This is a genomic window from Vibrio furnissii CIP 102972 (assembly GCF_000176175.1).
Taxonomy (GTDB): domain Bacteria; phylum Pseudomonadota; class Gammaproteobacteria; order Enterobacterales; family Vibrionaceae; genus Vibrio; species Vibrio furnissii.
The window spans coordinates 766,204-782,266 of record NZ_ACZP01000013.1 but is presented as its reverse complement, the minus strand read 5'-3'; the positions used below and the strand labels follow the sequence as shown (position 1 = coordinate 782,266).

General features: G+C 51.7%; 16 protein-coding genes and 2 tRNA genes. 15 read left to right on the top strand and 3 right to left on the bottom strand.

The features are described from left to right. The first annotated feature begins 47 nt into the window (after positions 1–47). The 12 genes from VFA_RS07535 to VFA_RS07485 all read left to right on the top strand — a co-directional run bounded on the left by VFA_RS07535 (position 48) and on the right by VFA_RS07485 (position 11,699). The gene (locus VFA_RS07535) at positions 48–2,105 is read left to right on the top strand and encodes a sigma 54-interacting transcriptional regulator (protein WP_004726122.1); all 2,058 of its coding nucleotides are present in this window, start codon (positions 48–50) and stop codon (positions 2,103–2,105) included. A gap of 54 nt (positions 2,106–2,159) precedes the next feature. Next, positions 2,160–3,005 carry a formate dehydrogenase accessory sulfurtransferase FdhD gene (fdhD, locus tag VFA_RS07530; RefSeq protein WP_004726121.1) on the top strand — a complete coding sequence of 282 codons (846 nt, stop codon included), beginning with the start codon at positions 2,160–2,162 and terminating at the stop codon, positions 3,003–3,005. Between the two features lie 113 nt (positions 3,006–3,118). After that, complete coding sequence (locus VFA_RS07525; RefSeq protein ID WP_038151214.1) at positions 3,119–3,700, top strand: HupE/UreJ family protein; 582 nt, start codon at positions 3,119–3,121, stop codon at positions 3,698–3,700. A gap of 12 nt (positions 3,701–3,712) precedes the next feature. Next, positions 3,713–6,013, top strand: a complete 2,301-nt coding sequence (gene hypF, locus VFA_RS07520; RefSeq protein ID WP_004726119.1) for a carbamoyltransferase HypF — start codon at positions 3,713–3,715, stop codon at positions 6,011–6,013. A gap of 69 nt (positions 6,014–6,082) precedes the next feature. Continuing rightward, positions 6,083–6,340, top strand: coding sequence for a HypC/HybG/HupF family hydrogenase formation chaperone (locus VFA_RS07515; protein WP_004726118.1), 258 nt, complete (start codon positions 6,083–6,085; stop codon positions 6,338–6,340). After that, positions 6,337–7,488 carry a hydrogenase formation protein HypD gene (gene hypD, locus VFA_RS07510; RefSeq protein ID WP_004726117.1) on the top strand — a complete coding sequence of 384 codons (1,152 nt, stop codon included), beginning with the start codon at positions 6,337–6,339 and terminating at the stop codon, positions 7,486–7,488. Before VFA_RS07515 ends, hypD begins: the two co-directional genes overlap by 4 nt. Before the next feature lies 1 nt (position 7,489). Continuing rightward, positions 7,490–8,482 (top strand): hydrogenase expression/formation protein HypE, encoded by a 993-nt coding sequence (gene hypE / locus VFA_RS07505; RefSeq protein WP_004726116.1) that lies wholly within the window; start codon positions 7,490–7,492, stop codon positions 8,480–8,482. 8 nt (positions 8,483–8,490) lie between these two features. Next, positions 8,491–8,832, top strand: a complete 342-nt coding sequence (hypA, locus tag VFA_RS07500) for a hydrogenase maturation nickel metallochaperone HypA (RefSeq protein WP_004726115.1) — start codon at positions 8,491–8,493, stop codon at positions 8,830–8,832. Between the two features lie 53 nt (positions 8,833–8,885). Beyond that, entirely contained in the window at positions 8,886–9,023 is a 138-nt protein-coding gene (locus VFA_RS24145; RefSeq protein ID WP_244291762.1) for a hypothetical protein, read from the top strand. After that, positions 9,020–9,967 carry a hydrogenase nickel incorporation protein HypB gene (gene hypB / locus VFA_RS07495; protein WP_004726113.1) on the top strand — a complete coding sequence of 316 codons (948 nt, stop codon included), beginning with the start codon at positions 9,020–9,022 and terminating at the stop codon, positions 9,965–9,967. The genes VFA_RS24145 and hypB overlap by 4 nt, the downstream gene beginning before the upstream one ends. 40 nt (positions 9,968–10,007) lie before the next feature. After that, positions 10,008–10,373 (top strand): DsrE/DsrF/TusD sulfur relay family protein, encoded by a 366-nt coding sequence (locus VFA_RS07490; RefSeq protein ID WP_004726112.1) that lies wholly within the window; start codon positions 10,008–10,010, stop codon positions 10,371–10,373. Positions 10,374–10,439: 66 nt separating this feature from the next. After that, the gene (locus VFA_RS07485; RefSeq protein WP_004726111.1) at positions 10,440–11,699 is read left to right on the top strand and encodes a rhodanese-like domain-containing protein; all 1,260 of its coding nucleotides are present in this window, start codon (positions 10,440–10,442) and stop codon (positions 11,697–11,699) included. A gap of 128 nt (positions 11,700–11,827) precedes the next feature. Here the strand turns inward: VFA_RS07485 and selD are convergent, their stop codons facing one another. After that, positions 11,828–12,871 (bottom strand): selenide, water dikinase SelD, encoded by a 1,044-nt coding sequence (selD, locus tag VFA_RS07480; protein WP_004726110.1) that lies wholly within the window; start codon positions 12,869–12,871, stop codon positions 11,828–11,830. Positions 12,872–13,390: 519 nt separating this feature from the next. Between selD and VFA_RS07475 the strand changes: the two genes are divergently transcribed. Continuing rightward, positions 13,391–14,083 carry a DUF2726 domain-containing protein gene (locus tag VFA_RS07475; RefSeq protein WP_004726108.1) on the top strand — a complete coding sequence of 231 codons (693 nt, stop codon included), beginning with the start codon at positions 13,391–13,393 and terminating at the stop codon, positions 14,081–14,083. Here VFA_RS07475 and VFA_RS07470 read toward each other — a convergent pair. Further along, a complete protein-coding gene (locus VFA_RS07470; protein WP_038151207.1) occupies positions 14,075–15,133 on the bottom strand; it encodes a GGDEF domain-containing protein in 1,059 nt (352 codons plus the stop codon). The genes VFA_RS07475 and VFA_RS07470 overlap by 9 nt on opposite strands. A gap of 277 nt (positions 15,134–15,410) precedes the next feature. On the opposite strand from VFA_RS07470, the gene VFA_RS07465 reads away from it, so the two are divergent. Together VFA_RS07465 and VFA_RS07460 are read left to right on the top strand one after the other, a co-directional pair. Then, positions 15,411–15,487 (top strand) — tRNA-Val (locus VFA_RS07465). 37 nt (positions 15,488–15,524) lie between these two features. Then, positions 15,525–15,601, top strand: a tRNA-Val gene (locus VFA_RS07460). A gap of 106 nt (positions 15,602–15,707) precedes the next feature. Here VFA_RS07460 and VFA_RS07455 read toward each other — a convergent pair. Further along, positions 15,708–15,938, bottom strand: a complete 231-nt coding sequence (locus tag VFA_RS07455; RefSeq protein WP_004726106.1) for a hypothetical protein — start codon at positions 15,936–15,938, stop codon at positions 15,708–15,710. Between the last annotated feature and the right edge of the window lie 125 nt (positions 15,939–16,063).

Genomic DNA, 16,063 nt, shown 5'->3' with positions numbered 1-16,063 from the left:
TTTATAATGATGACAAATACGAAGGGCTATAATTTATTGTTATTATTATGAATAAAACAGCGAAAGAATTAACCGCATTTTCCAAAGCGATGCTGCTAATTCATGGGATGTCTGATCTGCTCACATTTCTTCACAGCGAAGAGTGTGAATTTTTACACGTCGAGAGAATCAATATCATTCTAAATGATGAGCGATTGGGTGAAGCGATCGTTTATTTTCTTGATGCAAATCAGCAAATCCAAAGCGATGTGATATTTCATCATAATATTGATAATTATCATCAACGTTACGAAGAACAGGTGTATCAACTTGACGGCGTCGATTTTTACTACTCACATCCGAAGCTGGCACAGCATCCGGCTTACCAGAACGTGCGTAGTTACTATAAGATCCCGCTGGATACCTTGGACAAACACCTCGGTGCGATTGAGCTGATTAACCCCAAATTTGACCAATTGGATGGGGGAGAAAATCAATTTAATTTATTTAACAGTATGTTGGTGTCGTTTATTACGCATGTGTTGGATCATCAACATGCAAATACGTTAACACGACATATTAGTGATGAAAGAGACAATTACCATATTCTGGTAGATGTCACCAATGCCGTTATTAGTCAGAGCAGTAAAGAAAATCTATTAACATCATTACTCAACTGTTTACATCCTTATTTTAAAATCAAAGAGTTGTCGATTATTGATATGGACAACGGTCGCTGTATTCAGCGGGATGGACGAATTGTTGGGAATGATATTCAAACGCAGTGTTTTTTCTTTAATGATATTTCTGGAAGTGTCCTGGATATTTATTATCCAGAGACCATGATTGTTACGGGCAATGATCTCGATCAATTGCGCGCGGAACATAGCGATTTCAATATTGAGAATGATATTGAATGTTTAATTTTAGTCCCGTTGATTTTCCGTCGGGAATTGGTGGGCAAAATTGCTTATATGCTGCGCGATGCCTCGCAGTTGCAAGAGATCGATGTTGCGCTGCTGCAACAGATCGCGGCGCGCGTGGCGCTCAGCATGCACAGTTTGCGTGAAAGCCAGCACAGTGCGCAGTCGCTGCCCAAAAGCACCGACATCCTTATCGATGAAACGTACGAGCATTACCAAATCTTTGACGACATCATCAGCCAAAGTGAAGTGATGAGCCAAGTATTGGATCAGGTTGCGATGGTCGCGAGCTGTGACAGTACCGTGTTGATCGAAGGGGAAACCGGCACCGGTAAAGAGCTGATTGCCCAAGCGATTCACAAAATGAGCCGCCGTTGTAATCGCCAAATGATCAAAATGAACTGTGCGGCGATCCCAGATGGTTTGTTTGAAAGTGAGCTGTTTGGTCATGAACGCGGCGCGTTTACGGGCGCAATCAAAAATCGCGTGGGCCGTTTTGAATTGGCCGACCAAAGCACGCTGTTTTTGGATGAAATTGGCGATTTGTCGCTGGAACTGCAACCCAAGCTGCTGCGGGTGTTGCAAGAACATGAGATCGAACGCGTGGGCCACAACCAGTTGATTCACGTGGATGTGCGTTTGGTGGTGGCCACCAATGTCGATTTACTCGCGCGAGTGGAAGAGAAGCAGTTTCGTAGCGATCTGTATTACCGCATGAATATCTTCCCGATTCGATTGCCGCCGCTGCGCGAACGGGCTGAAGACATTCCGCTGCTGGTGAAACATTTTGCGCGTCTAATTTCGAAAAAGATGGGCAAAAACATTCGTGCCATCAGCCAAGAATCCATGCGCTGCATGACGGAATATGCTTGGCCGGGCAATGTGCGTCAGTTGAAAAACTTCATCGAGCGCGCGGTGATTTTAACGCGTGGCGAAGTGCTGAATGTGCCTGTGCATGAACTGGTTGGCATGGGACAACCCGTGTCGAGCCCTGCACCTGCGCTGGCTGCCAACGCGAGCTGTGCCAACACCAGCGAGGACACGATTTCTCGCGAGGCGATCATTCAGGCGTTGAAAGAGAGCAATGGCATTGTGGCTGGGCCAAGAGGCGCGGCCGTGAAACTGGGATTGAAACGGACAACGCTGTTGTCACGCATGCAAAAAATGGAGATTAGCAGTAAGGATTATCTTGTCGAACGCTAAGCCGCTTGGATTGCGGATGGTTCGCTCGACAGACAATAAACAAAGGTATCAACGGTGTACGAAGAACAACAGACGGTCTGTCATCCCGAAGTGACAACACGCAGCATCATCAAATGTCAGCGCACTCGCGGACAGTGGAGCCAAGATGACATTTTGATCGAAGAGACGCCGATTGCCTTGGAATATAACGGCATCGCTTACACCGTCATGATGGGCACGCCACGAGATTTAGAAGCTTTCGCGCTGGGGTTCTCGCTCAGCGAAGGCATCATCGACCATCCCCGCGATGTGCACGACATTGACGTAACCCACAACGCGCAAGGCTGCACGGTATCGATTGAATTAGCCAATCGCTGCGTTGCCCGCTTGAAAGCGCGTCGCCGTTCAATGGCCGGTGTGACCGGATGCGGGATCTGCGGCACGGAACAACTCAGTCAGGTGGCGCGTTGTCTGATGCCACTGCCTACCACCGCGCAGTTTTGCTTTGACTTTCTCGATCATTCGCTCGCGTCGCTGGAGCAGCACCAACGTTTGAATCAACTCACAGGTACCACGCACGCCGCCGCTTATTTGGACGAGCAGGGCGAGGTGCAAGCGCTGTTTGAAGATGTCGGCCGCCATATTGCGCTGGATAAATTGCTTGGCTGGGCGAGCCGCCAGCAAGTCAAAGGCGGGGCAGTATTGGTCACCAGTCGTGCCAGCTTTGAAATGGTGCAAAAAGTGGCCGCGTGCGGCTTTGAAATTTTGCTCGCGCTCTCCGGCCCCACCTCGATGGCGGTCGAATTGGCGGAACGTCTTAATGTGACGTTATGCGGCTATTGCCGTGAAGGTCGCCTCAATATTTACGCGCACCCTGAGCGCGTGCGTTATCAGGATACTGTTCAACGGGATGTTAGTTAATCGCGTTGATTAGTCGTAAGGCTCATGGCTGCTGGGTTTCCAGCATATCGGGAGTCATGAGTCTTCTTTTTTTAGTTTTTATTTTCTCGTTCATTTTTTAAGAGCTTTTCGTTATGAGTACAAAAAATACAGCAATCGTCAGTCTATGCCTTCTTTTCTCACCGATGGTGTTTGCTCACCCGGGCCACATTGGTAGTCATGGATTGGAAAGCGGTTTTATGCACCCGCTGACGGGTTTGGATCACATGAGCGTGATGATTGGCGTGGGCCTGCTCGCATCACTGTTTGGTGGTAAAAATCGCTGGACGATGCCACTGAGCTTTATCGCTTTCATGGTGATTGGTGGTGTGATGGGGATTTCTAGCCTTGTGGTGCCTGGGGTTGAAACCTTCATCGCGCTCAGCGTCGTGATGATGGGTGTGATGCTGCTTCGCGGTGCGAACATGCCACAAAAAATGGCGACCACATTGATCATGGCGTTTGCGGTATTCCACGGTATGGCGCATGGCGCAGAAATGCCAATCAACGGTCAAGCGATCAGCTACTTCTCTGGCTTTATTGTTGCGACAGCGGGTCTGCACATTGCTGGTATCGCTCTGGGCGAAATGGTAATGCGTTTTGCAGCCAGCAAACGTCTGACCAAACTGGCAGGTGCGGCAATCGCGCTGCTGGGTGGCTCATTCCTGTTTTCATAACGGACCGAAGCGATGATGCGTTGTCTGATTGAAATTAAAGGACAGGTACAAGGGGTCGGTTTTCGGCCCTTTGTGTACCGTCTGGCCATTGAACACCAGTTGAAAGGCTGGGTGATCAATGATGCCCGGGGCGTACGGATTGACGTCCAAGGTGAGCAGCGCCAATTTGACGCGTTTTATCGTGAACTCCTCATTCAAACGCCACCGTTGGCCCGAGTGGACAACGTGGCGTTGCGTCCGCTGGATCCGACCGATTTTGCGGCGTTTCAGATTTTATCCAGCAGCGATGACGCGGAGATCAGTGTCAGCGTGCCGCCCGATCAGGCCATCTGCATGGATTGCCGCCGCGAGCTGTTTGATCCGAATTCGCGCTTTTATCATTACCCGTTCATCAACTGCACCAATTGTGGCCCACGTTTCACCATCATCAAAGCTTTGCCATATGACCGCCATCAAACTTCGATGGCTGATTTCAAGCTGTGCCCAGCATGTGCGCGTGCGTATCAAAATCCGATGGATCGTCGCTACCATGCTCAGCCAGTGAGTTGCGCGCATTGCGGCCCGTCGGTGACGCTGCTCAGCCCGCAACAAACGTGCATTGCGAAAGCACATGCAGCGATTGAACGCGCAGCCGAGCAACTGATTGCGGGCGGCGTGATTGCGCTCAAAGGCCTTGGCGGATTTCATTTGGTGTGTGATGCCACTTCGCTTCAAGCGGTGGCGCGTTTGCGTGAGTTAAAACATCGCGCCAGAAAGCCGTTGGCCGTGATGGTGAGTGATGTCGCGCAAGCTAAACACTATGTGCAGGGGGAAGCGCTGGAATGGCAAACGCTGAAATCGCAAGCCAGCCCCATTGTTTTGATGCACAAAGCCGAACACACCGATGCGGGGCGCGCGCCTGTCGCGGACAACGTCGCGCCCGATGTCGATTGTTTGGGGGTGATGCTGGCTTATACGCCGCTGCACCTGTTATTGATTGACGCGCTGCAACAACGTGGCTGTTTTGCGCCCTTGGTGATGACCAGTGCCAATGTGTCAGGCTTGCCGTTGGCGACCGAGGCGCAGCAGGTGTTTGCCATGTTCGGGGCCTCCCTCGACAGCGTGCTCGATCACAATCGCCCGATCGTCCATGCCTGTGACGACAGCTTAGTGCAGCTTGCTGCGGGCAGTATGCGTGTGTTGCGGATGGCGCGCGGTTATGCGCCGCTCAGTTTTCCGCTGGCTAATCGTGCGCCAGCCACGCTCGCTGTGGGCGCGCAGCAAAAATCCACGGTTGCATTTGCGGTGCGCAATCAATGGTTTTTATCACCCTATTTGGGCGACTTGACTGATCTCGATACACAGCAGCGGTTTGTCGATGCGACACACTATTTTCCTCATCTTTACCAAGCATCGACCGAGCGTTGGGTCGCGGATGCCCATCCGGGCTATTTCTCAACCCAGTGGGTGAACGAACAAACGTCGTCTGCGCTGCACGTGCAGCACCATTACGCGCATATTTTGTCGGTGATGGCTGAATCGCAGCTCAATGGCCCCGTTTTGGGGGTGAGTTTTGATGGCACCGGCGCGGGTGATGACGGCACGGTATGGGGCGGCGAGGTGATGATCGCCGACCGCCTTGGTTATCAGCGCATCGCGCACCTTCGACCATTTCGCCTGATTGGCGGTGAGCAAGCGATTCGTGAGCCAGAGCGAGTGCTCTATGCCTTGTTGCTTGAACTCATGACGCCAGCAGAGATCCAGCAACTCCATCTGCCTGCATTTGCCGCGTGGTCGGATTCGCGTTTCCAAAACCTGTTTCACCTGTGGCGGAACGCAGAACGTTCGCCGCTGTGTAGCTCAGTCGGCCGTTTATTTGATGCGTGGGCGTGCCTGTTGGGATTCGTGACAACACCGGATTACGAAGGTGAGAGCGGTCTGCAAATGGAAAACGCCGCGCGTCAAGCGGGCGAGCACCAAGTTGCGTTGTCGCTGCCTTGGCGCGACCAGCAACTCGACTGGGCGCCAGCGCTGCAACAATCGCTGGAGCGCGGCTTGGCGTCCGATGATATCTCGGCAAAACGCTGGGCATGTGTGTGCAGCGATGCCTTTATCGGTGCACTGGCCAAAGCGGTGATCGATATTGCGCAGCAACATGCCAACTTGCCGTTGGTACTGAGTGGCGGCGTGTTCCAAAACCGCTGCTTGCTTGATGCCATTGATGCGATGTATCCCGATTCAGCCTGTCCGTTTATCACGGGCAGCCACATTCCGGTCAATGACTCCGGCATCGCCGCAGGTCAGCTTTGGCATCAACTGGCGTATGACCTTTAGTCGAACTTAACGAATAACGCCATGGCGACGCATGCCGTCATGGCTTCATGATCAAGAAGTGAGAACACCATGTGTTTATGTATTCCTTCCCGCGTACTGTCTGTCGATGAAGACGCGATGACTGCCAAAGTGGACACCTTGGGCGTGTGCAAAGAGATCAGCACCCACCTCATCAGTGATTCCATTGCCGTCGGCGACCATCTGCTGGTTCACGTGGGTTTCGCCATCAGCAAAATTAATCAGCAGGAAGCGGAAACCAACCTCGCGACGTATGAAGCGTTGTTGGCTGAGATGGAACGTGAAGACGTCGCGGTGTTGCTCTCATGAGTGTCGCAGCCAACCTCTATCAAACCTATCGGCGTCCGGATGTGGTGAAAGCCTTGGCAGACAAAATCCGCCAGCGCGCCGCGCAGCTAAGCGAGCCGTTATACATCATGGAAGTGTGCGGTGGACATACTCACACCATCATGAAATATGGCTTAAAACAGTTGCTGCCAGAATCACTCAGTTTTGTGCATGGCCCGGGTTGCCCGGTGTGTGTGATGCCCAAAGAACGCATCGACCACGCGATTGCATTGGCGCAATTGCCGGATGTGATGCTGGTCTGTTTGGGTGACATGATTCGTGTGCCGGGGTCGCGATTGTCTCTGGCGCAATGCCGAGCCGAAGGCGGGCATGTGGTGCCGATTTACGATCCGATGGACGTGTTGAAGATCGCCAAAGAGAACCCCACCAAGCAGGTGGTCTATTTTGCGATTGGTTTTGAAACCACCACGCCGATGACCGCCGTGTTGGTCGATTTGGCCGAGCGCCAGCAGATCAACAATCTCTACTTTCACATCAACCATGTGTTGGTGCCGCCCGCGATGAATGCGGTGATGGCCGACGAACGCACCCCAGTGAACGCTTTCATTGGTCCGTCACACGTGAGTGCGGTGACCGGGTCACATATCTATCAACCGATTGTCGAACAACACCAGGTGCCGGTGGTGGTGGCAGGCTTTGAGCCGGTCGATGTTCTGGAGTCGGTTTTGATGCTGGTTGAGCAAGCGCTGTCGCATCAGGCGGCACTGGAAACGCAATATTCTCGCGTCGTGACGTCGGCGGGGAATACGGCGGCGCAAGCGTTTGTCGACAACGTGTTTGCGGTGCGTGACACCTTTGCGTGGCGTGGATTAGGCAACATTCCACACTCGGCATTGCAACTGCGCGATGCTTACGCGCATCGCGATGCGGAATTACGTTTTGCGGCGCATCTGCCACACGATCATCAAGACGATCATAAAGCGTGTCGCTGCGGCGATATTCTACGCGGTTTAGCCACGCCACCAGACTGCAAAGTGTTTGGCCGCGCGTGCAAGCCAACGCGCCCAATGGGCAGTTGCATGGTGAGTTCTGAAGGGGCTTGCAATGCGTATTATCGCTACGGCGCCATTGAATCGGTGTCGTTGACCGGGGGAAACGAAAATGAGTGAGATGACTCACGTACAAATCAGTCATGGCGGTGGCGGTCAGGAGATGGGCCAGTTTATTCGCCAGCTATTTTTCTCGCGCTTCGGCAATGAAATTCTGAGCCGCGACGAAGACGCGGCGAGCTTGTCGATCAGCGGCCCAATTGCGATGACCACCGACAGCTTCACTGTTTCACCGCTGTTTTTCCCTGGCGGCAACATCGGCTCGCTGGCGATTGCGGGCACCTGCAATGACCTCGCCATGGCTGCGGCGAAACCGACGTACTTGAGCTGCGGTTTCATGATTGAAGAGGGGCTGGCGCTGAGTGAGCTGACCGAGATTGTCGATACCATGGCCAAAGAGCTGAGCCGTATTGGCGCGCAGATTGTGTGTGGCGATACCAAAGTGGTGCCCAAAGGCAGTGTCGATAAAGTGTTTATCAACACCACTGGCATCGGCGCCATCCAGCGTGAGGGCGTGTCGGCGCATCACCTGCAAGCGGGCGATTGCATTTTGGTGTCGCGCGATATTGGCTGTCACGGCGCATGTGTGCTGGCGCAGCGAGAGTCGATGGCGCTAGAAACGCAAATCGAGAGCGATTGTGATCTGTTATGGCCGGCGGTAGACGCACTTTTGCACGCCGACATCGAGATTCACGCCATGCGTGATGCCACGCGCGGCGGTTTGTCTGCGGTGCTCAACGAATGGTGTCAAACCAGCCAAGTGCAGTTGGTGATTGATGAGCAAAGTGTGCCGGTGACCGACGCCGTGCGCGGGTTGTGTGAACTGTTTGGCTTCGAACCTTACGATTTGGCCAATGAAGGCACTTTTGTGCTGGCCGTGCCTGCCAAAGACAGCGACACCGCGCTGGCCGCGCTGCGTCAACATCACCCTAACGCGGCGTGTATTGGCACCGTGCAAGCCGGAACGCCAGCGCGCCCTATTTTATGCAATCCTTGGGGAAGTCGTCGTTACCTCGATTTTCCTGCGGGCGAGTTGCTGCCACGAATTTGTTGAGAAGCGCCATGCATGAACTTTCCATTAGCTTGAAAACCATTGATTTGGTTGTCGAGCAAGCTCAAAAGCACCACTACCGTAAGGTCACCAAAATTACCCTCAGCGTTGGGGTGTTGTCGTGCATTGAGCCAGAAGCGTTGCGAACTGGGTTAGAAATGGCCAGCCGCGAAACGATCGCCCAAGACGCCGAAGTGGTGATAGAAACTCTGCCAGCAATTGCTGTGTGCCAAGGGTGTCGTCACCAGTTTGCCATTGAGAATTATCAAGACAGTTGCCCGCAGTGCCACAGTTATCAATTGACTGTGCAGCAAGGCGAGGAACTTCAAGTTAAACACATCGAGGTTGAATAATATGTGTACTGTTTGTGGCTGCGGTGATAGCCAAATTGAGCACGATCATCAGCATGATCATCCCCATTCTCATGGACATTCACATGAGCACGCGCATTCTCATGACCATGACCATGACCATGACCATGACCATGACCATGCACACGACCACGGTGAGCATCACGCTCACGCCAGCGAACAGCCGCTGGTGATTCATCACCATTACTACCACCAAGGCGATGTTCATCATCACGTTCATTATCATGGCTTTACGCCGGCATCAGCGCCGCAGCACGTCCAGCCTGACCATGCACCTCATGAACATAGTCACCATGAACATAGTCATCATGAACATAGTCACTCTGAACATGCGCACCATGAACACAGCCATGCAGGCGATCACGACCACGCCGAACATCACGCGCAGACCCATGACAATGGCGATATGCATTTTGGTCGCGGCGAAGCGCAAGTGCATGTGGCGGGCGTGTCGCAACGTCAATTGCTGACACTGGAACAAGACATTCTGGGCAAAAACAACGAAGTGGCAGAACACAACCGCGCGCATTTCATTGCCGCCGGTCAGTTGGTGCTTAACCTCGTTTCCAGCCCGGGTTCAGGCAAAACCACCTTGTTGGTTGAAACTTTAAATCGCCTGAAAGATCGCTTGCCATGTGCGGTGATTGAAGGGGACCAACAGACCAGCAACGATGCCGATCGCATTCGCGCGACACAAGTGCCTGCCTTGCAAGTCAATACCGGTAAAGGCTGCCATTTGGATGCCGACATGATTCACCACGCGTACCATCAATTGGCGTTTGATGAAGCCGGTGTGCTGTTTATCGAAAACGTGGGTAACTTGGTGTGTCCTGCCAGCTTTGATCTTGGCGAGCGTTGCAAAGTCGCGATTTTGTCGGTCACCGAAGGGGAAGACAAACCGCTGAAATATCCCAATATGTTTGCTGAATCTGAACTGATGATCATCAACAAAACGGATTTGCTGCCTTACGTGAACTTCGACGTGGCGAACTGCATTCACAACGCTAAAAAAGTGAACCCAGCGATTCAAGTGATTCAGTTATCGGCGACCACTGGCGAAGGGTTCGACGCTTGGCTCAATTGGCTGACCGAGCAGCGCGCAGCAGTGACTTGTTAAGTCGTGTGTTCGATGTTCATTGTTTAGAAAGGTGAAACTCATGCAATCTCAAAATATCGTGATGACATTGTCGGGCAGCCCGTATGGTTCGGAAGCGCTATTTAATGCGCTGCGTTTGGCCATTGCGCTCAAAGAGCAAGACGACCATACCGTGAACCTGAAGCTGTTCCTGATGTCGGACAGCGTCTTTGGCGCGCTGAAAGGGCAGGTCACACCTGATTTCAGTTACAACATTGGCCAAATGTTAGAGGTCTTGCTGGCGCAAAAGGTCAGTGTGCTGCTGTGTAAAACCTGCATTTCTGCACGTGGCGTCGCCATGTCGCAAGTGATTGATGATGTGGCCATTGGCACCATGGCGGATCTCAGCCAATGGGTCCTGTGGGCCGACAAAGTCATCGCCATGTAGTTCTAAATGATGGGCGACTCCGCCCATCATGTGCATTCAAATCAACGTTCGTTAAAAGGTTCGATTATGCGTTTAAGTCAAGCATCTCTTCTTCTCTGCGGCTGCGGCCTGAGCTCCATCGCTGCCGCGGCTACCTTCTCCGATGTCTTGGAGAGCCAACAAGCGCAACCCTATGAGGTGCAAATTGTCGATTGTCGCGACAGTAACTTCTACAACGGCTGGCCAGAAATGGGCCAAGCGACTGGCGGTCATATTCCGGGGGCGGTGAACTTTGATGCGCGCTGGGTCGAAATGATGTCAGCCGATGAACTGAAACACATGATCGAGAATAAGTCGCTGGTTAAAGATCATCCGACGTTTCTTTACTGCGCCATGGACAGCGCGACGCAATTGAAAAAAACATTGGTGAAGCAGGGTTTTCAATCTGTGGACGTGATTGAGCAGCCGCTGGAACAATACCAAGGCGATTTGGTGGCATTGCCGCGTTATCAAAACTTGGTGCCCGCGTGGTGGGTGAATGACGTGATTAAAGGTGAGACCGTGCAACATGCACCAAGCGCCGATTACAAAGTGCTGGAAGTGGCTTGGGGCCCGGCAACCAAATACCTGTGGGCGCACATTCCGGGCGCTCAGTACGTGAACACCAATGATATCGAATCGAAACCGTGGTGGAACCGTGTCTCTGACGAGCAGCTGGAAGTGTTGGTTCACAACCTTGGCATCAAATACGACACCACGGTGATTTTATACGGCCGTGAAAACATGGCGGCAGCGCGCCTTGCGAACATTTTGATGTATGCGGGTGTGCAAGATGTCCGTTTGCTTAATGGCGGCTGGCAATCATGGGAAGATGGCGGTTACCAAACAGCCATGACCTCACCTGAGGTGTCGGCGACCACCGCTTTTGGTAAAACCATTCCTGCCAATCCAAACTACATCATTGATCTGCCAGAAGCGAAAGCCTTGTTGACGTTGCCACAAGATCAGCAATCGCTGGTGAGTATTCGTACATTGGCCGAATTTAACGGCGAAACCAGCGGCTACGATTACATTCAATCCAAAGGTCACATTCCGGGTGCGAAATGGGGCCATGCGGGCAGCGATGCGTACCATCTGGAAGATTTCCGTAACCCAGACCAAACCATGCGCAGCGCCGAGGAAATCACGCAGTTCTGGCATGCAGCCAACATCGAGCCAGAGCAACAAGTGTCGTTTTTCTGCGGAACCGGCTGGCGCGCTTCGGAAGTCTTTTTTTATGCGTACGTGATGGGCTGGGAAAATATCAGCGTCTATGACGGCGGTTGGTATCAATGGGCTGGGAAATAAGCCCTCACTGTCGCGGTGAATCGCATCGATTGTTGCGCCATCAGCGAGAGAGATAAAAGCAAATAAAGAGGCGGCGAGATGGAAGTTGATTTCATCTCGCCGCCTCTTGGTTTATTTGGGCGCAGGAATTAGAGGAATTGAATGCGGCATGCCTCATCGTTGTGCGCTGAGAATTGCCCAACTTTAAACAGCGGCTGGTGATGCTCGGCCAGCAGTGCTTCTAAGTGTTCCGCGTGTTGCGGATCAACGGCAATCATCAGGCCGCCACTGGTTTGTGGATCGCACACAATGGTTTTTTGCTCGGCGGTCATTTTTGGCAAGCTGTCGCCGTAGCTGGCGAAGTTGCGGTGGGTGCCGCCCGGGACACAACCTTGCGCCAGATACACATCCACTTTCGGCAGCAATGGCAATTGTTCGGTATGAATGGTGGCGTTGAGGTTGGCACCGCGGCACATTTCAAGCAGGTGTCCAGCGAGGCCAAACCCGGTCACGTCCGTCATGGCGTGCACCCCGTCAAGGGTTGCGATCGGTTCACCAATTTTGTTCAGTTGGCACATGGCGTTGACTGCGATGTCGGTGTCGCCTTCGGCAATTTTTTTCTGTTTCTGCGCGGTGGTCAGAATGCCAATCCCCAGTGGTTTGGTGAGGTAAATGAGGTCGCCTTCGCGCGCAGTATCGTTGCGTTTAATGCGGTCCAATGCCACTTGCCCGGTCACCGCCAATCCAAAAATGGGCTCAGGTGAATCGATGCTGTGGCCGCCTGCCAAACAGATACCCGCATCGGCACACGCTTGACGGCCGCCATCAACCACTTGCTGCGCCACGTCGGCCGACAGTTTATTGATGGGCCAGCCTAGAATGGCAATCGCCATAATTGGCTTGCCACCCATGGCGTAAATGTCGCTGATGGCGTTGGTTGCGGCAATACGGCCAAAGGTAAACGGGTCGTCCACGATGGGCATAAAGAAATCGGTGGTGCTGATGATGCCGACTTCGTCATTGAGTTTGTAAACGGCGGCGTCATCGCAGCTTTGGTTGCCGACTAACAGATTTGGGTCTACGAAACTGGGTTGTTGAGAGGCGAGAATGGTGGCAAGCACTTCAGGGGATATTTTGCAGCCGCAGCCCGCGCCATGACTGTATTCAGTCAAGCGAATCGAATCTTCGTTCATAATCAATGCTCATGTTCGGTTACTAAAAAATTTTAATTTTTAAAATAATATATGAATGCTGACACGACTCGCTGATCTACATCATGATTCAGTAGCGGTGCGAATGCGAATCTTCAAATCGTTGCAGAAATTGATGATTTCTCGCCAAAAGGGGGCCAAATCGTCGCACGAATTCGCTCCTTGAATGGGCGCAAAACGATGATGACGTTTTCTGTACATCGGTGTGTTGTTTGCGGTGTTGTTTACTGTTTTGTTTATAAAGCGATGGCGTTGGGGTGAAAGGTGTCGCACTTGAGAAACCTTTGCACGGGATGTTGCTCGCCTTGAGTGTGGGACGCGTTGGCGTAAACTAGGGCGATGTGAAGCCAGCGCGCTGTGCAATCCTCAAAATGGAAGGAATAAACTGGCCTTTCCGCAAAACTTCAGTTATCAATGAAAGCGTTACGTCTCAAATTGTTAGCGCTTGACGACGGGCAGTCATACAGGGTTGAGCGCTGTAAGGAAAACCGATGGAGTCCCATGACTAACATTTTTATCATCGTTGCATTGCTGGTTATTTTTTTCGTGGTGATTCAGAAATTTGTGATTCGTCATGATGACAGCAAAGATTACGCCTATAAACGCAAAGGGCCCGTACTCAACATGGCCGAAAGTGCCTTTTACAATGCGCTCAAAACCGCGGTGGGCGAACATGGCGTGGTGCTAACCAAAGTCAGCATGGCGCAAGTGGTGGCGCCCGCAAAATTGCAGAACAAAAAGCAGTGGTTTATTGCCAGTAATCGCATTGCTCGCAGCTATTTTAACTTTGTGGTGTGCGATGCACGTACGCTCGAGCCGCGTGTGGTGGTGGAGCTGGATGACGGCAAAGAGCTGAATAAAGCGAAAGTGGATCGCGAAAAGTTGCTGATGCACGTGTGCAAAACCGCCAACATTCCTTTGATTGGCGCCAACATCAAATACAGTTATCAAGTGGGCAAGCTGCGTCGCTTACTGGCGGCACACATCGATTTGATTGAAACGGACAGGGAAGTGCGCTTTTGTAAGCGCTGTGGCAGCCCGATGGTGATTAAAGTCGCCAGCCAGGGCGATTTTAAAGGTCGCCGCTTCTTTACATGCAGTCGTCAACCGCACTGCACGTATACCGAAAATTACAATGTGGTCTATGAACTGGATGAAGAGAACGAGGCCAACGACAACGACTCGTTAAGCTGATTCGGTTTGCATGGTGTGTTCGCGTTTGTCGGCCACCTGACATAAACGGACCTGATTGCGTCCGTTTTTTTTCGCGCGGTATAACTCCACATCGGCCAATTTCAGTAAGTCACTGAGGTTGTCGCCGTCGCGGTACTCACAAATGCCGACGCTGAGCGTTAATGCGATGCGTTGGTTGCGATAGTTGTACAGGTGCTGCCCGACGATGCCACGCAGACGTTCGCCAACGCGCTCTGCTTGCGTCAATCCCTGATCAAACAACGTGACACAAAACTCTTCACCGCCAATGCGAAACAGATTTTCATCCCCAACCACTTGCGCCAAAAGTTGCGTGGTTTCAATCAACACTTTATCGCCGGTATCGTGGCCAAACTCATCGTTGACCTGTTTGAAGTAATCCAAATCGATAATCAACAAACACAACGACGAATTGTCGTCTTTATGTTGTTCAAAATGGTTGAAGGCGGAAGAGAGGGACAAACGATTGTGAGCGCCCGTCAGTGAGTCGCGCGAGGCGAGATAACTGAGCGAGTTTTCGATGTTGTGACGGTTGGTTTCATAGATATGAGAGACCGTCCAAACGCCCACATAACACAGAATCAAATTAACCAATGTCGCTACGGTATCAAACGCGGCAACTTGGCTGGAATTGTGGTAGACGTTGAAAATTTGAATGATCAGCACCACTCCGGTCATCAGGCGGCCATGCGATTGCCCAAGTAAGACATACAGCAAAATCGGGCAGAAGATCGTCCACAGGAACAACCCATTTCCCAGAGGTTGCATAAAGCTACCCACGCCGATGATGCTAATCAGAAAGTAGACGTAATATTGAACGTGTCGATGCGTGTGCTTGTGCGCGGTGGCGAGTCGATAGATGTAACCGGAGTAGAAGGCGAAGAGGAACTCCAGCCCAGCCAGTAAATAAGCTTCATTGTAGGAAATGTTGAAGATGGTGAAGAACAGGGCAATCGCGGTCAGGAACAAACTGAGCCCCGCCAAAACTGACGCTCTCAGAGTATGCGAATTGTCAAACAACTTTGCATCCATGTTCTCACGTCTCGATTGCATATTTCCTAGCCAATGAAGCGCTATACTACCCCTTTAGTTTGAGCAATCAATATTATTTTTGAATACGAGTCACAAAAGGAGAGATAGTTCTAATTAGTGGCGGATGATTAATTGTGATGTAACTCAGTTAATTGACGTGACATGGCATAAAAAAGCAGCAAACTGTCGATAGAAAAGCCAATTGATTCAAAAACAAAGAAATTTGACTTGCACGCGTGAAATTCTGTCGTTAATATCCTCCCCGTTCTCAAGGAAAGCGTCCGTAGCTCAGCTGGTTAGAGTATCGCCTTGACATGGCGGGGGTCGGTGGTTCGAGTCCACTCGGACGCACCATGAGAAAACACTTAGCAAGTGTCTAAAATTGCAGTGTGCGTCCGTAGCTCAGCTGGTTAGAGTATCGCCTTGACATGGCGGGGGTCGGTGGTTCGAGTCCACTCGGACGCACCATAAATTCACACAAAACCCGCTTTTTAGCGGGTTTTGTCGTTTCTGCACTAATTAAAAACTACAGATTTGTTTTTATTGGTGTCCACATGTTCCCTCTGGTGTGTTTTTAGTCGCGCCAACCTAAGTTCCCGACATCCAGATGAGGGGAGGTTCCTTTCTCGCATTTTGTCTTACCCACGGTCACTGATTTGTCTGATTGAATCGTCAGTGCGATTTCCGATTGGCTGTCCCATGTTTGGCTCTTGATTGACGAATAGGGATTGTTAGGTTTGTGAGCCGACAGGCCACAGCTCTGATTGTCAATATAGGTTTTGGTCTGCTTGGTTGCGGGTTTCATTGGCCACAATTCCCAGTGTGGTGTTCTTAAAGCCTGTCCGCAACTTAAACGCAGTTTCAGTGATTGGTGTCACATATGTAGCAACTTTTAATTTCAGATTCGTCGTTTGGTGAGCAGGTAAACAT